The sequence below is a fragment of the Marinomonas algicola genome, assembly GCF_014805825.1.
Lineage (GTDB): Bacteria > Pseudomonadota > Gammaproteobacteria > Pseudomonadales > Marinomonadaceae > Marinomonas > Marinomonas algicola.
The window spans coordinates 279,183-302,068 of record NZ_CP061941.1 but is presented as its reverse complement, the minus strand read 5'-3'; the positions used below and the strand labels follow the sequence as shown (position 1 = coordinate 302,068).

Genomic DNA, 22,886 nt, shown 5'->3' with positions numbered 1-22,886 from the left:
GTCTAATTAATGCATAGATAGGCCAACACACATAACACCTACCTTATTACATCAAACATGGGCATCAAACGTGCCTAAAAATGCTAAGACAATCTCCACATCTTTATTAACGTAAAATGAAAATAGTTCTGTTAAAAATAAAAAAACAGTATGTAAGTACAATTATTCAAGGTATAAGAAGCACTTAACCTATCTTTACTTTTGGAACCATTTTGCATGCCTAGTGACGATTTTATTGACCTGCTAAAACGGCTTATCCGACAACCCAGTGTTGTTGGTGCTGAACACTCCTTTTTTCGTGTATTACAAAGAGAATTAGAGGAACGAGGGGCGAAAGTTACCTGGTATGAAGGTTTACTTGTTGCCCAAGGAAGTGACCCACTCAGCACCATGTTTTCAGCCCATATTGATCGACATGGCCTCGTTTGTACTGGGCCAAACGAGTTCCAATACGCGGCCTTTGTTTCAGCCAATCGTACAGACCTACTGAACAACTCGGTATCAGAAGAGCTGATGTCAAAAGTGACTGAACGTTACAACCACGAAGAAGTGTTTGCGTATGAGCCTTGGTCAGGTGTTTATCGAGGCAAAGGCACCATAAAAAGTTCTTATGTCTGTGAGTTTCGTAACAACTTAATTTTTGAAATTGAGGGTTTGGAAAGTGTTGTTGCAGGCACTCCAATTGCCTTTAAAGACAAATTAACTATCGGCAATAATCGTTTAGAGGGGCAATTAGATAATGTTATCTCGGCCGCCGCCTTGGTTGACTTATTCGATCATGGTTTCAAAGGCACCGCTTTCTTTACTGCGCAAGAAGAAGCGGGGAAAAGTTGGCGCTATTTACTTGAATGGTTTCGTCGTTTTGGAGGTTCAACAAACCGGCTTTTCGTCATTGATACCAGCCCATTTCCTAACTTAGAGTCTGCAAATGAACAGCTTTTAGTGCTCAGAGAAAAGGATGCAAACGCGACCTTTAATCATGATAGCACTAAGCAGCTTGAGGCTTTATGCATCAAAAACAACATCCGCTATTTATTTAAAAATCGCTATGTAGAGAGCCTAAACACAAAACGAGCAGAACAAGGCTTGCCACCGAGTACGTTCGGTAGCACCGAGCTGGGCAGAATTATCGCGTCTTCAAATGGCTTGGTAGACGGTACCACAATACAAATTCCTACCATTGGCTATCACACCATGCACGAGTCGGCCTCATTAGAGTCAGTAGAGGCTTTCCTCGATATTCTCAAAATGGTCTCTACTATTTAAAGCACGGTACGCCTTTCATCAAGCGCGATCTTAAGAAGAGCAACTTGACGTTCTGTTTTTATTTTATACAGTTAGATCGTCAATAGCCCCCATTTTGGGCTTTATTTGAATGACTTTCGTGGTGCTCAATATTACCGTTTTGAGCCGACACACCATAGCACTTTTCCTATAACTCTTTTTTGCGATACCCAACCGATACGCTCAGGCGTGAGGCTTTTATGATTCTCACCACTAAGCCAAAGCAACCCTCCTGGAGCAATATGAAGAATTGTTTTTACGATAAACCCATATACAGAATGATCCACTACAACCAATTGATTCACTTCTAGCGACCAATATAAGCGACTTACAAAAACAAAGTCCCCATCATAAAGACGGGGACTCATGCTCTCTCCTTGAACCTTAATAAAGCGAAACATAAATGGCTCCTTATTCACGGGCAACACTTTCTTTCACCCTTAAATAACGTTCAACCTTTGAGATCGGGGTACACCACATCAAGCCTAGGAGGATAAGGGCAACTAACGCGATATACACCAACGCCTTTAGTAAACCAAAACGCTTCGGCAAACTCATTCACCAATTCAACTAGCGCTTCACCTTCCTTACGGTCAATATTTTGCTTACATTTTGATGCTTGCACCATGATATTGTGGGCTAAACGGTGCATATTAGGTACTTGCTCAAACTGTGGCTCTTTAAAGTAATCCCCCCAAATAACACTCACCGCCTCTTTAACTTCTGTACTTGCCGACTCTTTTTCACTCACCAAGCGCGCTATTTGAGAGTAATCGGCTACTCTCATGTCATCTTTCCCTTCTATCTCTTGAATCAAGTCCATCAAACGAACACAACTTAGAGCCGCCAATTGTGCTGTCGAAGGATCATAAATTTTGCAAGGAATATCACAATGTGCCTGAGCCGTTTTAAAGCCAATGATGTTATCGATTATTTTTACTAGGTTATATATCATGACCTTTACCCTCTTGATGTGGCCATTTCTTAGGCTTACGAATCACGTATTTATAAGCAAAAGCGCCCACAATAACCGACCCAATCGCCACCAGGGTAATAATATGAAGTGGGTCACTAGACCAATGAGAATGGTCATGTCCTGGGTGAGCCATACCTAGCTGGCTTACCAGTGATAAACAGATGATTACAACCCTGTTTGTCAGTGTATTTTTCATTCGCTTTATCCTTAATAAATGCTTTATTTTTTAATGATGTACAACATGTTTTGTGCAAGAAACCGTGTGGGCAAGAGCTTGCATAAGCGCTTTACTTTGTGAAATAAGTTCCTTGCTGTAGCTCTGAGAAAAAAGCTCCCATTCAAAACGAATATGAGTCGCCGTTCTCATGATGAGCTCTCTCTGTTCAAAGTCTAAATTAGGCCGAACAATAATACTTTGAAGAAAATTAACCGCTTGTTCGTACTGTGTATTTGCAGAGACATAATCTCCTAATGCGGTGTAAGATTCGGCCATATTGAAAAAACTGACCGTCGTAGCCGCCACGGCTGACTCTGGGTCTTTCTTAAAATCATCATCAAACGATTGTTCTGCTTGTGTTAACGCCTGCTTATTTAAATCAACAGCATCAGAAAACGCGTGTTTGGAATAGGCATTATTCGCTAATCTCGTTAAACTTTCCCAATTATGCATAGCTCTCTCCATCAATTATATGGCTGCAAACCAAGTTAATGAGAATCATTATCATACAAAAATGAAATAAAATCCAACCTTAATGATAATAAATCTCATTTATTTGAAATGACTTTTTTGATGCATAGGAGAACGTCGTTCTAGTGTTAAACGAACAGCAAGGTTCGTATGTGTTTTATAGCGCGGTTTTTATAGCGATGGTAATTAATAGCCGATGGAGGGGCCGTAAGCGCTCTAGGCTTTTTTGCCCTATTCACATCATTCTTAGTCCTATGATATAGATAATGTACATTACCTTTTCGAGTCTCTCCTAGGTTCATATAGTATTTCTATATATGAACCTAGGCATAGATTAACTTCGACTAGAGCTTGCTAAGAGCATACTTGCAAAAACGAATAAGCTTCCCATTCCTTTGTTTAGCCTGTTCAAACCGGCTTGGCTTTTGATTAACCGACGAATTGTGTTACCACTCACAGCATAAATATAGGCTGCAAAAAATTCAGCCATAATAAAAGTGACTCCAATCACGATAAATTGAGGTGTAACAGGAAGGGTAAGATCCAATAACTGGGGAAATATCGCTGTGAAGATCAATATGGCTTTCGGGTTACTTATCGCAATCAAAAATTCCTGACGCCCCCTCAAATAGTGCCCAGATAGAGCGATGCTTTTATTCTCAGATTCATGCTCATCCAAAGCGATTGGAGCACTGCGCCAAGTTTTCACACCGATATACAATAAATACACTACGCCAAGCCACTTAACAACGCCAAACCAAAAAACAGAGGAGACAATAATTGCGCCAAGTCCTAATGCAGAGACCAGCATCAAAATAGAAAATGCCAGATTACGACCGATTGCCGCAACGACGGCAGACATACTCCCAGACTGCATGCCGTTATACATAGCCGTAAAATTATTTGGTCCTGGAGATAATGCCAATAAAAATAAAAAAGGCGTTATCGCAACCCATAAACTCCAACTCATTCTAGATCTCCAATTGTAAAATGCGCACTTATCAAGATTAATCACTCTCTTATCACCCCCTTAATACATAAAGCCGTGGAATCAGAGAGTGAACAAGCTTACTAAGTACCATTAAAATTGGTTTTCTACAAGTACGTCCGACAATGGCAATTGGCCAGACCTAGGATAAGCCTCTTTTTCTGCGTACCCGATAGCCATCATCATCGCAATCACATGATTTTTAGGGAGTTGTATTAACTCTGCCACTTTATCATGATCGAAACCTACCATAGGACAAGAGTCATACCCTAACCCTTTTGCAGCCAGCATCATTGTCTGAGCGGCCATACCGCATGAACGCATGGCTTCATCTCTTTGTAGCTGTTCTTTTTGGTTATAAAAATTGTGCATCATTGGTAACAACATATCTTGAGTTTCTTTCGGACTGTTTGCCACGTAACGTTCTGGACGATCATTCCAGGCATTTACATCAGCACATAAAACAAAGAGTTCGGATGCATCTGATACTTGAGCCTGTCCCCAAGCCAATGCTTTTAATTTTTCTCTTTGCGCTCTCTCCGTCACTCTTACAAAGCGCCAATGTTGAATGTTATAGGATGTAGGAGACAATAAAACAGAGTTCATCAGTGTTTTAAAATCCTCATCCGTCATGTTTAAATTAGGCTGATAGTGTTTTACTGCTCGGCGCTGCTCAATGGCTTGAAAGATATTCATAGCGTTTTCTTTAACCTCATATTGTTTAAAAATACTTGAATCTAAAGCGATACATCCGCTGAAGTGAACTTTACATTGTTTTAAATTGATTAATAAACTGACTTCAAAGAAAATGATTGTAGAATTAAACTCAACAATGGAATCTTCATGGAAACTTTTTCAGCCATCCCCGTCTTTGTTGCCGTCGTAGAGAACGGCAGTTTTTCTAAAGCGGCCGAGAAATTAGGCACAAGCAAATCCGCCGTGAGTAAGCGAGTGAGTCGGCTGGAAAATACTTTAGGTGTGAAATTACTTCATAGAACAACACGAAAACTCAGCTTAACGGGGGCTGGTGAGCAATACTTTCACTATGCTCTTAAAGCACTTATCGCGGCTTCTGAGGGTATAGATACCGTCACACAGCTACAAGGCAAACCTAAAGGCGTGTTAAAAGTCAGCTCACCAATGTCGTTTGGTCGTTTGCACTTGGCACCTTTAGTCGCGGACTTTTTAACGCATTATCCAGATATAACACTCAATCTCGTTATGGACGATAAAAAAGTGGATTTAGTTGAAGCCGGCTTTGATGTGGCCATTCGAGCAGGAGAAATGCAAGACTCATCGTTAATTGCTCGACGTTTAGCCTCTTGCAGAAGTGTTATCTGTGCGTCTCCATTCTATCTGGAAAAGCATGGGATACCATCCACACCTGCAGAGCTTAAAGAACATAATTGCATCAGTTTTTCGTACGGTAATAACGCGAATGAATGGGTCTTTCATCATTCAGATGGTATTCAAAAAATCAAAGCCGAAGGTAATTATCAAGTAAACAACAGTGAAGCATTACAAAAAGCAACACTAGAAGGGTTAGGCATTGCTAAAATCCCTACTTTTGTCATTGGACAAGATATCTCAAAAGGGCACCTAGTACCTCTTTTAGAACAGTATTCACTTCCCATGCAGACTTTCTACGTGGTGTTCCCAGAACGTCGCTACTTACCTGCAAAAGTACGTGTTTTTCTCGATTTTATTATAGAAAAGTTGGCAAGTGATCACCCTTATTGGGAGGTCAATAGTACAATCAGCCAGTCATAAATTACTCTAATTCCTCTTTCGACTTAGCGTATTTATAGACGGTGTTTCGGCTTACGCCAGCCATTTTGGCTGTTTGAGAAATATTGCCTTTATATTCATGTAACAGTCTAGGTATTAACCTTTCTAAAGACTCTTCAATTTTATCAGGTTGAGTTTCCTCATGATTGTCCATATCATCAAAGAAATCATCTGGTAAATGCCAATCCTCTAACACATCATTGTCTGCCATGGCCATTCCCACCTTTAACACATGCACCAATTGACGCATATTACCAGGCCATGGGTGTTTTGCTAACAGTGCTAACATCTCTTTTGAAAGCGCTGGACCAGGCTCCTCTTGGCGTAGCCGGTTATGTAAATATTGTATCAATTCAACTTTATCACTCCGCTCACGCAAGGCCGGTAACTCTATATTGAGTCCAGAAATACGGTAATACAAATCCTGTCGAAAGCGGCCTTCTTTTACTTCCGTCTTTAACGCTCGGTTAGTAGCTGAAATAAGTTTAATATCAACAGGATACACTTCAGTCGAACCTAAAGGTGTCACAATCCTTTCTTGTAACACCCTCAGTAGACGGGACTGAACGGCCATTGGCATTTCACCAATTTCATCAAGAAATAGCGTCCCTCTATGAGCTCGACGTATTAATCCTATCGAACCTTTATTTTGCGCGCCCGTAAACGCACCTTTTTCATACCCAAACAACTCAGACTCAACCAGCTCTGAAGGTATCGCAGCACAATTAACCGCCACCAGCATTTCAGCGGCTCTAGAACTGTGGTAGTGCAAACTTCTGACAAAAATTTCTTTCCCAGCTCCAGTTTCCCCATGAATTAAAATAGGGATGTCTTTCTCCATTATTTTGTGAGCTTGTTTCACTAATCTTTCAACTCTCTCATCACCATGTTGCAATTCATCAAGGGCGATAACATTATCAGGGATCATTTTTGGTTTGATGTTAGGAGCGGCGTTCGATTTATCATTTGATTTGTTCTGTAAAGGTGAAATGTAGTCTTTTCGATTTCGAAAATCAGGTATTTTCATTATTTGTAGCGCAGGTGGAATTACTTTAACGTAAAATTGATAACGTCCCATAGCCAATAATTTCATCGGTAAATTGAGTGGGTGATGCTTGATATCTCTCATTTCACAGTCAAACAATTGATTAACATTTAACAAGGCTAAATCCCTGGCTAACACAACTTCTGCACGACGATTCGCAGACACTATCGTACCATTCTCGTCCAACACCAAAATACCAGACCAATGGCTATCTAAACTCACCACGTTCGTATTGAAGCTTAAGATAAAATGATCTTTCTGGAAGGCGGAAAATATCAATCTATTCTCCACACTTAAAGACATCAATTTAACCATGCCAAAAGTATGGTCTTGAGGAAGATAAGCGTCCGAGGAGATATCAAGCACACCGACTAAATCATTATTAGAATTATAAATAGGGGATGCCGATCCCACCATAAAACGATTCGCTCGTAAAAAGTGTTCGTCGCGGCCCACTTGAATCGCTTCACCTGTAATCAGTGCGGTGCCGATTGCATTCGTTCCTACGCCCATTTCGGTCCATTGATTCCCCCCTACTAATCCGTGCTTAGCGGCGGTTCCAAAACGCGGCTGCCCCCAGGTATTGAGAACATGCCCTTGCCTATCTGCCAAGACAATCATGCATGACGAATTGCTTAAAATATTCTCATAATAAGGTAAAACTTCATTTTCAGTTGTTTCTAATAAGCTACGATGCTGATCAACTAAATCATTCAATATACCTTTAGGTAACGCCGCAAAATCCGGTTGACTGCTGTGGTCCAATCCAAATTTTTCGCAGCGATACCATGACTCTTGAATAAGCTCTTTATGTGCTGTTTCTTTAGCCTTTTCTTTAGATAAAGAACTATCCGTAGACAGTTGATTCTTATTGTTTTTATCTTCTTTTTTCACTTATTTCTCCAAACCACAGCACTCAAGAATACAGGCGATTTTTTGCATTATCAAAATGAACAAACATACATTTCTAGAGTATCAAAAATACGCTAAAGCCGTTAACAACTGTTCATAGAATTCGCGATACTGTAAACACTTTGAACACTTATGAACACTCTTTCTTTTCAGAGAAAAAACACCAAAAAGAGCCAAAAAAACGAAAAAAATCTTTTTATTTCAAATGCTTAAATCTAACACAGCATGGATTTATTATTTTTGGCACGGATTATGTAACCCTAACATCATAATTACGTGTTCGCTTTCGCACTTTTTGATTCTAAACAGAACCAAAAGCAAAAGAAGAATGCAAACATAATAACAAAAAAAAGGTAATTCACATGTCTTTAACGCTGCAAAATGTGACGCGCGTTGTTGAAGGTGAAACTTGGATCGATGAGGTTAATTTAAGCCTTGAACCAGGTTCCTTCAATGTTTTGCTTGGCCGAACGTTATCCGGCAAAACAACGCTTATGCGCCTCATGGCAGGTCTTGATCGACCCACTAAAGGTAAAATTCTGATGAATGGTGTTGATGTAACGGGCATGCCTGTTCGTGATCGCAACATTTCAATGGTTTATCAGCAGTTTATCAACTATCCCAATCTAACCGTATACGAGAACATAGCTTCTCCTCTTCGACTCGCAAAAATGAGTGAGACTGAAATTGATCGCCGTGTTAGAGAAACGGCCGAGATGCTTCGAATTGACCCTTTTTTAGACCGCTTACCACTGCAACTATCTGGTGGTCAGCAACAACGTACCGCCATGGCAAGAGCACTGGTAAAAGATTCACAAATCATTCTTTTCGACGAGCCTCTTGTCAACCTAGACTACAAACTACGAGAAGAGCTTCGACAAGAATTGCGCGCCTTATTCAAAGCACGTAATTGCATTGCGGTGTACGCAACAACAGAGCCAAACGAAGCGCTTGCACTTGGTGGCAATACAGCCGTATTGCATGAAGGTAAGTTATTACAAATGGGGCCTACCGCTCAGGTCTATCATCAGCCAAAGACCATTATTACCGCAGAAATGTTTTCAGAGCCGCCAATCAATGTTGTACCTGGCCGCGTGAGCGATGAGGAAGTGACTTTTGACGAAACCGTGCATTTTAGGCTAAACAATGACCTGCGAAGATTGCCTCCAGGTGACTACCAGTTTGGTGTTAGAGCATCTCATATCGGTCTTGTTCCACACTCTGATGATGATTTAGAACTGCCTGTAAGGGTGGATCTTGCTGAGATTAGCGGTTCAGAAACCTTCTTACATGTTCACAATTCACATTTTGATCTTGTACTCCATCTATCAGGCGTACATGAATATCAAGTTGATCAAAATATTAAAGTCTATTTTCCAACACATAAACTTTACGCCTTTGACGCTCAAGGTCAGATGGTGCATTCCCCAGCAAGAATGAGGGATCAATAATCATGGCTGAAATTACTTTAAATGCATTAGCTCACAGTTATGTCGAGCACCCTTCTAGACCTGAAGATTATGCTATCCGTGAAATGTCACATGTGTGGGAGCAAGGTGGTGCATTTGCTTTGCTAGGTCCATCAGGCTGCGGTAAATCAACTCTGCTCAATATTATTTCTGGATTACTCGAACCATCGAATGGCGAAGTTTTATTTGACGGTAAACGCGTTAACGAACTCAAACCAGAAGAACGAAACATCGCTCAAGTATTTCAGTTTCCCGTCGTTTACGACACCATGACTGTATACGACAATCTTGCCTTCCCGTTACGAAATATTGGCGTACCGGAATACAAGGTGAAATCGAAAGTTCACGAAGTTGCCGAAATTCTTGAATTATCGGAGCAATTAAAGCGCAAAGCAAAAGGCTTATCTGCGGACCAAAAACAAAAAGTATCCATGGGTCGAGGGTTAGTTCGGGACGATGTTTCAGCGATCTTATTTGATGAACCATTAACGGTAATTGACCCTCAATTAAAGTGGAAATTACGCCGAAAACTGAAGCAAATACATGAGCAATTTAATATTACCATGGTATATGTGACTCATGACCAACTAGAGGCTTCTACTTTCGCCGACAAAATCGCAGTTATGTATAACGGTCAAATTGTACAGTTCGGCACACCAAGAGAACTCTTCGAAAAACCCGCACACACTTTTGTGGGCTACTTTATTGGCAGCCCAGGAATGAACTTCTTCGAAGCGGAGTTGAAGGACCAATTAACCTTCGGCGAACACATTATTTCCACTAGTGAGGCCATGCTGGATCGCCTAAAGGCCATGAACAGCAAAAAAATAACCATCGGTATCCGGCCTGAGTTTGTTCATGTTTGGGATGGAAAAAATGACGATGCCTATCCAGTAGATGTCGATTACGTAGAAGATTTAGGGACCTATAAGATCCTTTCATTCCTCTTTAATGGGCAGTTAATGAAAGCACGCTTAAGTGAAGACCAACAAGTACCTTCTGGCCAGATTTATGTCAGCTTCCCAGAGCAATGGACCAAGATCTATGTTGATGAGTACTTAGTCGAACTACAGGACTCAGCCCTGAATTCACACTCATCTCAAACAACAGACTCCTTGGAGGCTCACAATGCAAACTAAGGTTGAGAACAACAAGGCATGGTTCCTTGTTATGCCCGTTTTCTTGATTGTGGCTTTTTCTGCAATCATCCCCTTAATGACGGTTGTTAATTATTCTGTTCAAGACATTTTCGACCCTTATACTCGATACTTCGTTGGCACTGAGTGGTTTAAACAGGTGATGCTCGACAGCCGTTTACACGAAGCCTTACTACGCCAATTCATATACTCCTTCACCATTTTGGCTATTGAAGTACCGCTTGGCATTTGTGTCGCATTGATGATGCCAACAAAAGGTCGAGGAGCCTCTTTAGCACTCATTTTAGTCGCGATTCCATTACTGATTCCATGGAACGTGGTTGGCACAATTTGGCAAATTTTTGGTCGAGCTGACATCGGCTTATTTGGTGCCTTTATGTCTGAAATCGGCGTTAACTATAACTATGCCTCTGATACAACAGATGCTTGGCTGACTGTCATTCTCATGGACGTATGGCACTGGACTCCGCTGGTAGCACTTTTATGTTATTCCGGATTACGAGCCATTCCAGAAGTCTATTATCAAGCCGCTCGAATCGATCAGGCGTCACGTTGGGCTGTTTTCCGTCATATTCAGCTTCCTAAGCTCACTAACGTCTTAATCATTGGTGTTTTGTTGAGATTCATGGACTCTTTCATGATTTATACCGAACCTTTCGTCTTGACGGGTGGTGGACCTGGCAGTTCAACAACTTTTTTAAGCCAATCATTAGTACAGCAAGCCATAGGACAGTTTGACATTGGCCCAGCGGCTGCGTTCTCTTTGGTGTATTTCTTAATCATCTTATTAGTGTGCTGGGTGTTCTATACCACCATCATGAATATGCAGAAAGATAAGTAGGAGCCAGTCATGACACAATCTACAACCGCACCGCAGAACCGCTCAAAAGTCATACTTACAGAGCAAGCTCCCGTTGTAAGTATTGCAGATAGAAAAGCCAAGAACGCTACCTTACGAGGTCGTATCGGTCTGATGGTTTATCTTGTTTTATTGTTATTACCCATTTATTGGTTAATCAACATGTCGTTTAAGACCAATACTGAGATTTTAAGTGGATTATCTTTTTTCCCTCAAGATTTCACTTTGGCTAATTATGCAAAAATATTCGGTGATCCAACATGGTACATGGGCTATGTAAATTCTATCTTCTACGTTTCCATGAACATGGTCATCAGTCTTTTAGTGGCCCTGCCTGCCGCGTATGCCTTTAGCCGATATAAATTTGTCGGTGATAAACATATGTTCTTTTGGTTATTGTCTAACCGAATGGCGCCACCAGCGGTATTCTTGTTGCCATTCTTTCAGTTGTACTCTTCTGTTGGTTTATTCGATACCCATATTGCTGTCGCACTTGCTCACTGTCTCTTCAATGTCCCTCTTGCCGTTTGGATACTAGAAGGCTTTATGAGTGGCGTGCCTCGCGAAATTGACGAAACAGCTTATATCGATGGTTACAGCTTTCCTCGCTTCTTTATGAAAATTTTCATCCCACTCATACGCTCAGGGATTGGTGTAACGGCCTTCTTCTGCTTCATGTTTTCTTGGGTAGAACTGTTGTTGGCTCGTACATTGACGTCTGTCGAAGCAAAACCCATTGCCGCGATCATGACACGAACTGTTTCCGCATCGGGAATGGACTGGGGGCTACTTGCTGCCGCTGGGGTGTTAACCATTTTACCTGGAATGCTCGTTATTTACTTCGTTCGTAACCATGTCGCGAAGGGCTTTGCCCTTGGCCGAGTGTAAGGAGAATTATTATGGAGTGGATGTCTTGGACGTTACCAACGGCGCTATTCTTCAGCGGTATTGCCATCATTTTGATCGGTATGACTGTTTGGCAAATTATGTCGCCTTCCATTGAGCGCAGAGGGTTTATTCCTTTAGCAACAACTCGTGGAGATCGACTTTTTATTGGGCTGCTTAGCAGTGCCTTTATCCACCTAGCATTTGTGTCGTTGACTAATGCTGATCTTTCGGTGGCAACAGCTCTTTGCGTTATTTGGATGATTATCCTAATGCGCTGGGGTTAATAAACGAAAACTTAATAGGATTTTTAGCATGGATGCTTTTATAAAACTAAACTTTGTTGAGGTAAAATATGCACTACAATAAGAAAAAACTTGCACTAGCCGCCTTACCCTTTGCCGTAATGTTACACTCGGCTTCCCTCTGGGCTGACGCGTATTCTGATGCGGCAGAAAAGTGGGTTGACTCTGAGTTTTCGGTTTCGACATTAACAAAAGAGCAACAGCTTACTGAAATGCAATGGTTTACGGAAGCGGCTAAAAAATTCCGAGGCATGGAAATTAATGTTGCATCAGAAACATTAACAACACACAAATATGAGTCTCAAACATTAGCCAAAGCCTTTGAAGAAATTACCGGCATTAAAGTCAACCATGATTTGATCCAAGAAGGCGATGTTGTTGAAAAGTTACAAACACAAATGCAATCTGGCCGTAACATCTACGATGCTTATGTTAATGATTCCGACTTAATTGGTACTCACTTTCGCTACGGTAAAGTCGTTCCTATCTCTGACATGATGATAGGTGACGGTAAAGATTACACCCTGCCAACATTAGACCTTGCTGATTTCATTGGGTTAGATTTTACTACTGGACCAGATGGCAAACTTTATCAGTTACCAACACAGCAATTTGCTAACCTTTATTGGTTCCGCGCCGACTGGTTCGCACGTGAAGATCTGAAAGAAAAATTCAAATCCATTTATGGTTACGAGTTAGGTGTACCAGTTAACTGGTCTGCTTATGAAGACATTGCAGAGTTCTTCACTGATAAAGTGAAAACAATCGATGGTGAGCCTGTTTACGGCCACATGGATTACGGTAAAAAAGACCCGTCTCTAGGCTGGCGCTTTACCGATGCTTGGTTCTCTATGGCAGGCGCTGGTGACAAAGGCTTACCAAATGGTCTTCCTGTTGATGAATGGGGCATTCGTATTAAAGACGCCTGCTCCCCAGTGGGGTCAAGTGTCTCTCGTGGCGGTGCAACTAATGGTCCTGCGGCCGTTTATGCCACAACCAAATACGTTAATTGGCTAAGTAAATATGCGCCACCAGAAGCTCAAGGTATGACCTTCTCTGAGTCTGGGCCTGTTCCCGCTCAAGGTAGCATTGCACAACAAATCTTCTGGTACACGGCCTTTACAGCCGATATGACGACACAGGGTCTACCTGTTGTAAATGAAGACGGCACACCGAAATGGCGTATGGCTCCCTCTCCTGTTGGACCTTACTGGGAAGAAGGCATGAAAAAAGGCTACCAAGATGTGGGCGCCTGGACATTCATGAATTCTACTCCGGACGATCGCCGTCTTGCAGCATGGCTATATGCTCAGTTTACAACGTCTAAAACGGTTTCTTTACAGAAAACGTTAGTTGGTCTAACACCTATTCGTGAGTCAGACATCAACTCTCCAGAAATGCAAGAAGCGGCACCAAAACTGGGTGGTTTAGTGGAGTTCTATAAAGGACCTGCTCGTAAAGAATGGTCTCCAACGGGGATCAATGTGCCAGATTATCCTAAATTAGCACAACTTTGGTGGCAGTATATCTCTCAAGCGGCAAGTGGTGAAGCCTCACCACAAGAAGCACTTAACGGCTTAGCTGAAGCTCAAGACAAGGTCATGGCTCGTCTTGAACGTGCAAACGTTCAGCCAGTATGTGGTCCGAAATTGAATGAGCCTCGTGATGAAGCCTATTGGTTAGCTCAACCAGGTTCGCCAAAAGCGAAACTTGCGAATGAAAAACCACAAGGTGTAACCGTAACTTATGAAGACTTACTAAAATCATGGGAATAATCACCCTCACGATATAACCTTCCCATGAATTGACCGGCTTAGGCCGGTCTTTTTTGATCGGTGATCCATTCAATATCACGCTCACGTTTGACAAGAAAAAAACCTACCGCTTTATTTTTGCTAATAGAAACTCAATAACCATCCGTGTTTTCAACGGTAACTGCTTGGTTTTATACAAGAGATTTACTCCCATAGGCGCTGGGGTGTACTTCTGTAAAATTTCAACTAATACACCCTTTTCAAGGGCATCCTTTACCAGCATTCTGGGTTGTAACAAGATTCCTGTGTGTTTGATGGCGGCCGTTTTCAATACTTGGCCACTATTAGAAGCAAGACGAACGTGTTGTTTATTAAAAGCAAGGGTATCAATCCCTAGTGCTCGATGAGCCTGTATATCGCCGTAACTAAATCCTAAACACGAATGATTGAGAAGACTCTCTAATGTGTCAGGCACCGTGTTTTTTTCAAGATAGTCTGGAGAGGCACAAAAAACCATTTCATATTCTCCAATGGAGCGGGCAATTAACTCAGAATCCGCAAGCTCCCCAATCCGAATAATTAGATCAAAGTGATCATGCAATGGATCAATTAAATTGTTGTCGAGAATTAAGTCGATATTAATGCCCTCATTCAAGTTTAAAAAATCCGTCACAATAGGGGCAAGAATAATATTCCCAAACGTCACCGGGCAATTGATTCTTACCGTCCCTGTAGGACGTTCTGCAAACGTTTGAATATTGTTTTCCGCTTCAGAAATATTCTCCAGAATTCTCACACATTCTAAGTAATAGAGTTGCCCAGCATCACTTAAGGAATGACGTCGGGTTGTCCGATGTAGCAATCGAACCCCTAATTGCTGTTCTAAAGACTTGATGTGCTTACCTATCATGGTTGGGCTAATAGCAAAATCAACCGCCGCTTTGGTAAAGCTCTCACTTTGCACCACATGCACAAATATTTGCATGCTTTTTAATTTATCCAGCATTAGCAACCTACAGTTTATAAACAATCAATCAAATACTTATTTATTAACTTGTAGGAGTCAATTAGATTACCGAATTATATGATTTTATACACTTATTTGGATGATCAAATGTTGCAATCAGGTCTATTTATTACTGCTGAAATCCGTATCAAGCCGGAGAAAGAGCTCCGTCATGCCATTACGGCTTTATACGCATTTTGTCGCGCCATGGAAACGGAGCCCGGTTGTTCTATGGCACTGCCATTACAAGATAAGGAAGACCCATGCCGTTTTATTTTATGGGAAAGATACGATGACAAAACGGCCTTTGAGGCACACTTTCAAGCTCAGCACACTCAAGATTTTATTGCCTCTGGCTTGACAGATTTAATTCAGGCGTTTGAGTTGCAACAGCCTGAATTGGAGCCATTACTATGAGTAAAATATTGAACTGGGGAATTATTGGAACCAGCTTTATCTCTGATGTGATGGCCGATGCCATTCTTCAAGAAGGGAAAACGTGCCTCTATGCCGTTGCCGGTCGCTCAGCAAAACCTTTAGCAGAGTTTGCAAAAAAATACCACATCGGTCATGTTTACCAAGACTATGATGCGCTGATCAATGACAGCAATATCGATATTATCTACATTGCTTTACCTAACCATTTGCACCATGAGTTTATTATAAAAGCAGCCAATGCAGGTAAAGCCATACTCTGTGAAAAATCCTTATCGATCGACATGCAAAAAACAGAACGAGCACTCACAGCAGTGGACAACAATAAGGTGTTTTTTGCTGAAGGGTTAATGTACCTAACCCACCCTTTCATCAGCACCATCATGCAGCACATTAACCACAACGTAATTGGTAATATACGATCTATCCACGCTCAGTATTGCGCGCCAATTTCAGAATTTGTTAACCCTCAAAGTAAAGGCGCCTTATTTAATCTAGGCTGTTACCCAATATCTTTAATACAATTGTTGCTGCAACAGTCTTTTGGTGATCATATTTTTCATGATTTCCATGTATCAGCAACGGGTACTCGAGGTAATGATGGGAATATTTGCGAATCCTCAGTCCAGTTTCGGTTTATGAACCTAGAAAAACAAAAGCCAGTTATGGCTCAAGTATATACAGCAGAGACCTATGGGTTACATGCAAGCGTTACTATTTTAGGTGAAGCAGGACGTATTGAACTGTTATCTAACCCTTGGTTACCAGAAAGTAGCCACAACACCCTACGAGTTACCCAATATGACAAAGAGAGTGAAACCATTGATGTCAACGCCGAGGGTAATGGTTTTTTATACCAAGTAAGACTGATACGTGAAGCACTAGAACAAGGGCATACGGCCTTACAAAGACCTTCCGCTAGGCCTTCAGATTCACATCAAATCATGAAAATGCTCACCGCTTGGTATGATTCCCACAACTAAGATAAAAAACCCCAATAACGGGAATATCCAACTATTGGGGTCTATTTAAAGTGATACGCTGTTCAATATTTCATATAAAAACTAGTTCACTTCAGTAATAAAGTTTTCTTTTGAGCGACGAACTTTTTTCAGGTCAACTAGCCAATCACCGGCGTCTGCACGATAGCCAATAGGGAGTAATATCACTGAGCGTAAGCCGCGCTCTTTTAAGCCTAAGATGGTGTCTACTTCTTCAGGCACAAAACCTTCCATTGGAGTGCAGTCTACTTTTTCTTCCGCCGCCGCAATTAAAGCGGTCCCCAAGCCAATATAAGCTTGACGTGCTGCATGCTGATAATTTACCTCAGCATCACGTTTAGGGTATAGACCCAAAACCATTTGACGATAGTTTTCCCATCCCTCATTAACAAAACCTCGTTCTTCATTTACTAAGTCAAACATCATATTAATTCGTTCTTCCGTGTAGTTATCCCACGCCGCAAATACCAATAAATGAGAACAATCGGTGATCTGACTTTGATTCCAAGCATGCGGTTTGATTTGCTCTTTTATATCCGCATTTTTAACGACGATCACTTCATATGGCTGCAATCCACTTGATGTAGCTGTTAAGCGTGTAGCTTCCAAAATACGGTCAATTTTTTCTTGCTCAGCTGGACGAGAGGCATCCATCTGTTTAGTTGCATAACGCCACTCTAGGTTTTTCAATAATTCAGACATAAATTTAAATCCTAATACAGTATGTTGTCTTTTCTTAATAGCCTCTATTTACTAGATATCAAGGTATGCGGTAAGAAAGAAATGATCATATCGAAAATCTTTTTATTCATAATTCTGCAGATCTTTGATGCCTCTATAGCGCTTCAAATTTCTAAAATGAAAGTGGTTGTGTTTGGTCACGAGCTACCGCTTTTATAGATAAAAAAACCATATGATCATTGTTAATCAAATATTCACAATATTGAATATTAATAGAACATACCACACACAAAACCACTAACAAAACAGACTTGCTAAATGGCTACTTATATTGATTTTTCTTAATCAAAGCTACGGCCGCTTTATGGTTATGTCCTAGGTTTTCCACAGGCGCTTTATCTTCTTTAAACTTGCCCCACTTAGCCACTTCTCTCGCTGGATACACCTTTGGGTTAGCAGGGTATTCCATACTCAAGTTAGCAAAAAATACTTGTGTTTGCTTGATGGTTAACCACTCAAGTAAATCAAGCGCGGCTTGCTTGTTTTTTGCACTCGCTGTTACAGCAACGCCCGTTATATCAACATGAACGCCTTTACCGTCTTGATCAGCCCAGAATAATTTCAATTTAGTATCAGGTTGTTCACGTTTAAATCTTGCAAAATAATAACTGTTAACAATACCCACATCACATAACCCTTGATTAATCGCAGCGGCTATTTTCATATCATCATCAAGAGGGTTCATCGCCAGGTTACTCACCCAACCATTTACTATTTCTTCGGTTTTATCGGTGCCAACATCGTTAATAAGCATTGCTACCAATGACTGACTGTATTCATCTTTGAAAGACCTCAAACACAACCTACCTTGCCATTTTGATTGCGCCAAATCAGCATAACCGTGTAACTCATCGGCTGATACTTTTTCAGGATTATAAAGAATAGTACGAGCTCTTTTTGAAAAGGCAAACCAATCACCCTTACTGGATTTCAAATAGTCAGGCACATTTTTGTCCAAAGTGCGAGATCGTACCGATGACAATAACCCTTTCTGGGAAGCGGACCAAAGGTTTGCGGCGCCAGCCGTTATGAAAAGGTCAGCCGGACTTGCCTCACCTTCAACACTCAAGCGAGAAATTAGAGTGGGCCCGGGTGCGACCAAATAACGAACACCAACGCCAGTCTCTCTCGAATAGTCATCAAAAAGCGGTTTGATGTATGTAGCGTTACGGGATGAATAAACCATCAGTTCCTCAGCTAAAACCAGCTGAGGTAGACTGAATAGAGCCATAATAAAATAACGACAATATGATCGAACTTTCATTTCTAAATACCTCTATAAGTAATAAAAAACGTTTAAGAAGGCTGAGCCCACTGACGAATCAGATTATGATAAATACCGCTTAGATTAATCACATCACTGTGACCAGCACCAAGCTCAACAGTAAGACGTTGCACAGATTGATCCAATTCAAACAAAGTTTCACGTTGTTGACTGTCTCTTACCATGCTCTGTATCCAAAAAAAAGAAGCCACCCTTGCACCTCTACTCACAGGAGATACCTGATGTAAACTCGTCGATGGGTATAGCACTAAGTCCCCTGCATCTAACTTGACACTTTGGGTACCATATTGAGTTTCTATTACCAACTCACCGCCATCGTATTCATCAGGATCGGCTAAAAAAAGCGTGGCAGAAAGGTCCGTACGTATTGTTTGATTGCTATTAGGCAGTTGCATCAATGCGCTATCTATATGAGCACCGTAGGTTTCTGACTCACTGTAACGATTAAATTTTGGTGGGTAAATTTTGTCAGGCAAGGCCGCCGAGATGAATGCCGGATGTTGCGACATCACTCTTAATATATGATTACCAAGACTCACGGCTGGCTCTTGAGTATCATCAAGTTGCTGATTTTTTTTAACGTGCCGAGCCATTGATCCGGCCGTATTCATTCCATCTTGCCAATCCGCTTTATCAAGGTAATTTCTCACTTGAAGAACGTCATCGGCTGACAACACATTAGGGATGGTTAATAACATGTCACAGTTTCTCCATCTTTTTATGTAACTTGGTTTTTTTTATCTCATCGATGCTCGAACATCCTGTCATCGCCATGCACAGCTCTAATTCTTCCCTTAATAACTTCACCATATGAGCAACGCCTAAGGCGCCCGCTACACTCAACGCATAGATTTGTAGGCGCCCAATTAACACCGCATCCGCACCTAACGCAATTGCTTTGAAAACATCACGACCGGAACGAATGCCACTATCGAATAGCAAAGGGTAATCTGTGCCTACTGCACGGCGGATTTTAGATAAAACAGAGAGACTAGACGGCACGCCATCTAATGTGCGCCCCCCATGATTTGAGACGATGATTCCAGCCGCCCCTAAAGCACAATACTCCATGGCATCGTCTTCGCTCATAACCCCCTTTACCACAACAGGAATATCACTTGCTTCAATGAGTTTTTTCACTCGTTCTCTGGTGGCCGCAGTTTGCATGTAATGTTGAAAAATATGGCTCTGACCAGATTGAAGATTAGGTTTTTCTTGGACCGTTTGATGAATAATATTAGCGGCTTTAACGTGCTCTGGAAAACTGAATTTCGCTTGCAGTGCTCTAACACTTGGCACTTGAATAGAAGCATCGACGGTTAACACTATGCAATGATAACCTGCATTGATCGCGCGCTTCATTAAGCTCAATGTGTCTTCATCGTTTGGTTGAAAATAAATTTGAAACCAATTCCTGTGGGAGGAATTACCGGCAATGTCTTCTAAAGTAAAAGAAGACAGAGTGCTTGCAATCATGCAAGAATCCGTTGCTTCAGCCGCATAAGCCGTCGCTCTTTCAGCCTCTGGATGAACAAGCGCTTGGTGTGCAACAGGTGCAAGCAGTACTGGGTGGACAAAATCTTTCCCCATGATATTGAGGCCTGTATGACCTTTGCTCACATCTTTTAGTGATCTTGGAATAATCGAGAATTCAGAGAATGAACGACAGTTCTCTACTAACGTCGTTTCATCACCACTACCACCAGAAATATAAGCCAAACGGTCTAATGGGATAAAGCTTGATGCTAGCCGCTCATAATCTTGAGCACACAAAATATCGGCTGGAATATGGTTAAGCGGTGGGTATATTTTCTGGTTTTTTTGCATTTTACCTGCTTGATTTTTAAGTCAAAACTCCAGTTGATGACAACTCATCGCATCCTACAATGCAAAACATCCATCTCCTCAAGCCAAGCTCAAAAAAACGGATGTTTGCATCAAACTACAGTGACACAGTCACTACTTAATGAACAACGTAAATCAACTATTAGAAGCTATAATCCATCGTTAATTGAACATTTCTTCTATCACCAATATAAGTGAATGTCCCTGAACGGTAAGCGGCTAGATAATAATCTTCATTCAACAGGTTACCCACGTTCATACGTAACGACATATCACGATTGACTTGGTATGACGCAAACGCATCAAGCACTGTATAGGAAGGTACAGCATAGTTACCAGCGGCGCTGTCTGGTTGGCCCGCATAGCGAACACTTTCATACGTTGCGGTGCCACCAAAAGCAAACTTAGGTGTTGCTTGATAGCGAAGGTGTAAAGAAGCCGATTTATCTGCAAAGTTAGCCAGCGTTTTGCCAACATTCTCAGGGGTGATCGACTTAGTCACTTCAGCATCCATAACGGTAAAACCAACTTGCGCGCTCAACTTAGTAGTCAAGTTACCAGCTAGCCCAACTTCAATACCATCTACTTGGTTCTGTCCTGTATTCAAAGACCCCAAAGTGCTGTATGAATCGCCAGAAGGGCTTTCCATTACATCATTTTTTGTAATACGGAAAAGCGCCGCAGTAGCCAGTAACTTGTCGTCATTGAAGCGCCATTTAGTCCCTAACTCCCAGCTATCGGTTTTTTCTGGCGTCCCTAAGTCTGGGTCATCACCTGCAACACAAATACCACCATATCCACAGCTGGTACCCACATCAGATTCCCCACCGTTAATATTGGTCGCTGTCGAATAGCTCGCATAGACATTGGCTTTATCATTAATCTTAAAGCTCGCACCTAAATGACCATTCAGGAAACCATCTTTATCCGCGTACGTTGTTGTACCAGCAATGGTTTTATAATCATAATAATCGTAACGCAGGCCACCAAAGGCCGTCCATTTATCATTAAGGTCAACGGTATCCATGACAGAAAAAGATAATGTTTTCACATTCCAATCTGTATCATAATCCCCTTTACTGTATTCTCTCTGTAATAATGAATTAATGTCGGACACTGAGTTACCATTAGCATCGGTTAAACAGTGGCTCGCACCAACCCCTCTACGACCAGCGGTATAACAGTTTGTCGCTCCATTTGTTGTACGGTCATATACCCCATTTAGTACACTTTGATCACTGTATTCTACACCAAATACCAACTCATGATTCATACCACCGATTTCTTGGTTACTCAAAATATTTAGTTGGTTCGCAAAGGACTCAACCTCTTGCCAACCTTGGTGAGTACTAAGCCCAATAGAAGGAAAGCTATTAACATCATTATTCGCATCGGCTTCGGTTGTATAAGCTGTGCTTCCAGACGCTCCTGTTAATAAGTAACCATTGTCTGTCGTACCGTAGCGAGTTAAGTTAACAAGGCGAGTTTTAGGGGTAATTTCATAACCCACTCGCACTGTTGCCGTATCCACTTTCGAGGATAAAAAATCTTCGTTCTGAAGATATACAGGGATATTTTCAACTGGAATACCCGTTGTACGATCAATGTAAGTCCCTAAATCAGGTTTGTCGTCACCCTCAAAGTGGTAATAATCGGCTGTAATTTCTAATTTATCAGTCGGCATATGCGTAACCGAAAAAGCAGCACCTTTACGCTCTCTATCGGCAGGCGAACGGTCCGGTACATCTTCTTGAGATAGCAAGATATTGGCACGAACCGCAGTATCATAATCAATCACTTGGTTGATATCTAATGTGCCACGAGCGTGACTATCTGTACCTACACCCGCCGATATTTTCGCGAAATCGTATTCCGTACTCGCTCTTTTAGTCGCTGAGTTTACCGCTCCACCAGTAGTACCTCTGCCCGCAAAACTAGAGCTTGGCCCTTTACTGATCTCAACTTGCTCTACAGCAAAGCTTTCACGAATCGCCATACCTGGATCACGTAGACCATCGACAAACATATCACTGCGCGCTTCATGTCCACGAATAACATATCGATCACCAAACGCGTTACCATTTTCACCAGTACCCAAAGTAATGCCTGGTTGAGCATCTAGAATTTCACGTAAATCACTGCGTCCTGTATCAGCGATTTCAGACGCTGTTAGCACAGTAATTGTCTGTGGCGTTTCCGCTAATGAACGTGTTCTACGTGGATCAGAAAGCTTTTCGGCTAAATACGACGATCCCGGCACGGCATATGGATTTGTATCAGGCGTAATGGTTTCTTCAACATCGAGTTTATCCAATACAATAGGCTCTTCGGCGGCCATCGCAAGGTCAGCAATCAATGCGCCAGAAATCGCTAAAGCAAGAGTACTAGGAGCTAAACCATAGACTCTATTTGCTTGTCGAATACTTTTTATTGGTGACGAGTTTTTACTGGGCATAACGGTTC

At 41.7% G+C, this 22,886-nt stretch carries 23 protein-coding genes; 10 read left to right on the top strand and 13 right to left on the bottom strand.

The features are described from left to right. Nucleotides 1-216 precede the first annotated feature (216 nt). Entirely contained in the window at nt 217-1,266 is a 1,050-nt protein-coding gene (locus tag IEZ33_RS01440; RefSeq protein WP_191601958.1) for a peptidase M42, read from the top strand. A gap of 131 nt (nt 1,267-1,397) precedes the next feature. Here IEZ33_RS01440 and IEZ33_RS01435 read toward each other — a convergent pair whose 3' ends face one another. The 6 genes from IEZ33_RS01435 to IEZ33_RS01410 form a co-directional block, all read right to left on the bottom strand. Next, nucleotides 1,398-1,685, bottom strand: coding sequence for a S24/S26 family peptidase (locus IEZ33_RS01435; RefSeq protein WP_191601957.1), 288 nt, complete (start codon nt 1,683-1,685; stop codon nt 1,398-1,400). A 50-nt stretch (nt 1,686-1,735) separates the two neighbouring features. Then, nucleotides 1,736-2,239 carry a superoxide dismutase, Ni gene (gene sodN, locus IEZ33_RS01430; protein ID WP_191601956.1) on the bottom strand — a complete coding sequence of 168 codons (504 nt, stop codon included), beginning with the start codon at nt 2,237-2,239 and terminating at the stop codon, nt 1,736-1,738. Beyond that, nucleotides 2,229-2,456 (bottom strand): hypothetical protein, encoded by a 228-nt coding sequence (locus IEZ33_RS01425; protein WP_191601955.1) that lies wholly within the window; start codon nt 2,454-2,456, stop codon nt 2,229-2,231. Before IEZ33_RS01425 ends, sodN begins: the two co-directional genes overlap by 11 nt. A 30-nt stretch (nt 2,457-2,486) precedes the next feature. Beyond that, nucleotides 2,487-2,930 (bottom strand): tetratricopeptide repeat protein, encoded by a 444-nt coding sequence (locus IEZ33_RS01420; protein WP_191601954.1) that lies wholly within the window; start codon nt 2,928-2,930, stop codon nt 2,487-2,489. A 352-nt stretch (nt 2,931-3,282) separates the two neighbouring features. Beyond that, nucleotides 3,283-3,918: a LysE family translocator gene (locus IEZ33_RS01415; protein WP_191601953.1), complete on the bottom strand. Its 636-nt coding sequence runs from the start codon at nt 3,916-3,918 to the stop codon at nt 3,283-3,285. A gap of 111 nt (nt 3,919-4,029) precedes the next feature. Next, complete coding sequence (locus tag IEZ33_RS01410) at nt 4,030-4,632, bottom strand: nitroreductase family protein (protein WP_191601952.1); 603 nt, start codon at nt 4,630-4,632, stop codon at nt 4,030-4,032. Between the two features lie 147 nt (nt 4,633-4,779). On the opposite strand from IEZ33_RS01410, the gene IEZ33_RS01405 reads away from it, so the two are divergent. Then, a complete protein-coding gene (locus tag IEZ33_RS01405) occupies nt 4,780-5,706 on the top strand; it encodes a LysR family transcriptional regulator (RefSeq protein WP_191601951.1) in 927 nt (308 codons plus the stop codon). A gap of 1 nt (nt 5,707) precedes the next feature. On the opposite strand, the gene IEZ33_RS01400 is transcribed toward IEZ33_RS01405, so the two are convergent. Further along, the gene (locus tag IEZ33_RS01400; RefSeq protein ID WP_191603496.1) at nt 5,708-7,630 is read right to left on the bottom strand and encodes a sigma-54-dependent Fis family transcriptional regulator; all 1,923 of its coding nucleotides are present in this window, start codon (nt 7,628-7,630) and stop codon (nt 5,708-5,710) included. A gap of 413 nt (nt 7,631-8,043) precedes the next feature. On the opposite strand from IEZ33_RS01400, the gene IEZ33_RS01395 reads away from it, so the two are divergent. The 6 genes from IEZ33_RS01395 to IEZ33_RS01370 all read left to right on the top strand — a co-directional run bounded on the left by IEZ33_RS01395 (nt 8,044) and on the right by IEZ33_RS01370 (nt 14,131). Further along, nucleotides 8,044-9,132, top strand: a complete 1,089-nt coding sequence (locus IEZ33_RS01395; protein ID WP_191601950.1) for an ABC transporter ATP-binding protein — start codon at nt 8,044-8,046, stop codon at nt 9,130-9,132. A 2-nt stretch (nt 9,133-9,134) separates the two neighbouring features. Then, nucleotides 9,135-10,289 (top strand): ABC transporter ATP-binding protein, encoded by a 1,155-nt coding sequence (locus tag IEZ33_RS01390; protein ID WP_240009603.1) that lies wholly within the window; start codon nt 9,135-9,137, stop codon nt 10,287-10,289. Then, on the top strand, nt 10,279-11,148 hold the full coding sequence (locus IEZ33_RS01385; protein WP_191601949.1) for a carbohydrate ABC transporter permease: 870 nt from the start codon (nt 10,279-10,281) through the stop codon (nt 11,146-11,148). Before IEZ33_RS01390 ends, IEZ33_RS01385 begins: the two co-directional genes overlap by 11 nt. Before the next feature lie 132 nt (nt 11,149-11,280). Next, the gene (locus IEZ33_RS01380; protein ID WP_191603495.1) at nt 11,281-12,054 is read left to right on the top strand and encodes an ABC transporter permease subunit; all 774 of its coding nucleotides are present in this window, start codon (nt 11,281-11,283) and stop codon (nt 12,052-12,054) included. A gap of 11 nt (nt 12,055-12,065) precedes the next feature. Next, the gene (locus tag IEZ33_RS01375; protein WP_191601948.1) at nt 12,066-12,338 is read left to right on the top strand and encodes a DUF2160 domain-containing protein; all 273 of its coding nucleotides are present in this window, start codon (nt 12,066-12,068) and stop codon (nt 12,336-12,338) included. Between the two features lie 68 nt (nt 12,339-12,406). Continuing rightward, nucleotides 12,407-14,131 carry an ABC transporter substrate-binding protein gene (locus IEZ33_RS01370; RefSeq protein ID WP_191601947.1) on the top strand — a complete coding sequence of 575 codons (1,725 nt, stop codon included), beginning with the start codon at nt 12,407-12,409 and terminating at the stop codon, nt 14,129-14,131. 103 nt (nt 14,132-14,234) lie between these two features. Here IEZ33_RS01370 and IEZ33_RS01365 read toward each other — a convergent pair whose 3' ends face one another. Next, nucleotides 14,235-15,116, bottom strand: a complete 882-nt coding sequence (locus tag IEZ33_RS01365) for a LysR family transcriptional regulator (RefSeq protein ID WP_206696891.1) — start codon at nt 15,114-15,116, stop codon at nt 14,235-14,237. 108 nt (nt 15,117-15,224) lie between these two features. On the opposite strand from IEZ33_RS01365, the gene IEZ33_RS01360 reads away from it, so the two are divergent. Next, entirely contained in the window at nt 15,225-15,533 is a 309-nt protein-coding gene (locus tag IEZ33_RS01360) for a putative quinol monooxygenase (protein ID WP_191601946.1), read from the top strand. Then, a complete protein-coding gene (locus tag IEZ33_RS01355) occupies nt 15,530-16,534 on the top strand; it encodes a Gfo/Idh/MocA family protein (RefSeq protein WP_191601945.1) in 1,005 nt (334 codons plus the stop codon). The genes IEZ33_RS01360 and IEZ33_RS01355 overlap by 4 nt, the downstream gene beginning before the upstream one ends. 81 nt (nt 16,535-16,615) lie before the next feature. Here the strand turns inward: IEZ33_RS01355 and IEZ33_RS01350 are convergent, their stop codons facing one another. The 5 genes from IEZ33_RS01350 to IEZ33_RS01330 all read right to left on the bottom strand — a co-directional run bounded on the left by IEZ33_RS01350 (nt 16,616) and on the right by IEZ33_RS01330 (nt 22,878). Further along, complete coding sequence (locus IEZ33_RS01350; protein ID WP_191601944.1) at nt 16,616-17,254, bottom strand: NAD(P)H-dependent oxidoreductase; 639 nt, start codon at nt 17,252-17,254, stop codon at nt 16,616-16,618. 301 nt (nt 17,255-17,555) lie between these two features. Continuing rightward, entirely contained in the window at nt 17,556-18,557 is a 1,002-nt protein-coding gene (locus IEZ33_RS01345) for an extracellular solute-binding protein (protein ID WP_191601943.1), read from the bottom strand. 32 nt (nt 18,558-18,589) lie between these two features. Next, nucleotides 18,590-19,276 carry a Fe2+-dependent dioxygenase gene (locus IEZ33_RS01340; protein WP_191601942.1) on the bottom strand — a complete coding sequence of 229 codons (687 nt, stop codon included), beginning with the start codon at nt 19,274-19,276 and terminating at the stop codon, nt 18,590-18,592. Between the two features lies 1 nt (nt 19,277). Then, nucleotides 19,278-20,405, bottom strand: a complete 1,128-nt coding sequence (locus tag IEZ33_RS01335) for an alpha-hydroxy acid oxidase (RefSeq protein WP_191601941.1) — start codon at nt 20,403-20,405, stop codon at nt 19,278-19,280. Between the two features lie 160 nt (nt 20,406-20,565). After that, entirely contained in the window at nt 20,566-22,878 is a 2,313-nt protein-coding gene (locus IEZ33_RS01330) for a TonB-dependent receptor (protein WP_191601940.1), read from the bottom strand. Nucleotides 22,879-22,886 lie beyond the last annotated feature (8 nt).

What these genes read in the sequence shown, in the direction of transcription:
- IEZ33_RS01440 (WP_191601958.1), top strand. Translation starts at nt 217, where the DNA reads ATGCCTAGTGACGATTTTATTGACCTGCTAAAACGGCTTATCCGACAA.
- IEZ33_RS01435 (WP_191601957.1), bottom strand. Translation starts at nt 1,685, where the DNA reads ATGTTTCGCTTTATTAAGGTTCAAGGAGAGAGCATGAGTCCCCGTCTT.
- sodN (WP_191601956.1), bottom strand. Translation starts at nt 2,239, where the DNA reads ATGATATATAACCTAGTAAAAATAATCGATAACATCATTGGCTTTAAA.
- IEZ33_RS01425 (WP_191601955.1), bottom strand. Translation starts at nt 2,456, where the DNA reads ATGAAAAATACACTGACAAACAGGGTTGTAATCATCTGTTTATCACTG.
- IEZ33_RS01420 (WP_191601954.1), bottom strand. Translation starts at nt 2,930, where the DNA reads ATGCATAATTGGGAAAGTTTAACGAGATTAGCGAATAATGCCTATTCC.
- IEZ33_RS01415 (WP_191601953.1), bottom strand. Translation starts at nt 3,918, where the DNA reads ATGAGTTGGAGTTTATGGGTTGCGATAACGCCTTTTTTATTTTTATTG.
- IEZ33_RS01410 (WP_191601952.1), bottom strand. Translation starts at nt 4,632, where the DNA reads ATGAATATCTTTCAAGCCATTGAGCAGCGCCGAGCAGTAAAACACTAT.
- IEZ33_RS01405 (WP_191601951.1), top strand. Translation starts at nt 4,780, where the DNA reads ATGGAAACTTTTTCAGCCATCCCCGTCTTTGTTGCCGTCGTAGAGAAC.
- IEZ33_RS01395 (WP_191601950.1), top strand. Translation starts at nt 8,044, where the DNA reads ATGTCTTTAACGCTGCAAAATGTGACGCGCGTTGTTGAAGGTGAAACT.
- IEZ33_RS01390 (WP_240009603.1), top strand. Translation starts at nt 9,135, where the DNA reads ATGGCTGAAATTACTTTAAATGCATTAGCTCACAGTTATGTCGAGCAC.
- IEZ33_RS01385 (WP_191601949.1), top strand. Translation starts at nt 10,279, where the DNA reads ATGCAAACTAAGGTTGAGAACAACAAGGCATGGTTCCTTGTTATGCCC.
- IEZ33_RS01380 (WP_191603495.1), top strand. Translation starts at nt 11,281, where the DNA reads ATGGTTTATCTTGTTTTATTGTTATTACCCATTTATTGGTTAATCAAC.
- IEZ33_RS01375 (WP_191601948.1), top strand. Translation starts at nt 12,066, where the DNA reads ATGGAGTGGATGTCTTGGACGTTACCAACGGCGCTATTCTTCAGCGGT.
- IEZ33_RS01370 (WP_191601947.1), top strand. Translation starts at nt 12,407, where the DNA reads ATGCACTACAATAAGAAAAAACTTGCACTAGCCGCCTTACCCTTTGCC.
- IEZ33_RS01365 (WP_206696891.1), bottom strand. Translation starts at nt 15,116, where the DNA reads ATGCTGGATAAATTAAAAAGCATGCAAATATTTGTGCATGTGGTGCAA.
- IEZ33_RS01360 (WP_191601946.1), top strand. Translation starts at nt 15,225, where the DNA reads ATGTTGCAATCAGGTCTATTTATTACTGCTGAAATCCGTATCAAGCCG.
- IEZ33_RS01355 (WP_191601945.1), top strand. Translation starts at nt 15,530, where the DNA reads ATGAGTAAAATATTGAACTGGGGAATTATTGGAACCAGCTTTATCTCT.
- IEZ33_RS01350 (WP_191601944.1), bottom strand. Translation starts at nt 17,254, where the DNA reads ATGTCTGAATTATTGAAAAACCTAGAGTGGCGTTATGCAACTAAACAG.
- IEZ33_RS01345 (WP_191601943.1), bottom strand. Translation starts at nt 18,557, where the DNA reads ATGAAAGTTCGATCATATTGTCGTTATTTTATTATGGCTCTATTCAGT.
- IEZ33_RS01340 (WP_191601942.1), bottom strand. Translation starts at nt 19,276, where the DNA reads ATGTTATTAACCATCCCTAATGTGTTGTCAGCCGATGACGTTCTTCAA.
- IEZ33_RS01335 (WP_191601941.1), bottom strand. Translation starts at nt 20,405, where the DNA reads ATGCAAAAAAACCAGAAAATATACCCACCGCTTAACCATATTCCAGCC.
- IEZ33_RS01330 (WP_191601940.1), bottom strand. Translation starts at nt 22,878, where the DNA reads ATGCCCAGTAAAAACTCGTCACCAATAAAAAGTATTCGACAAGCAAAT.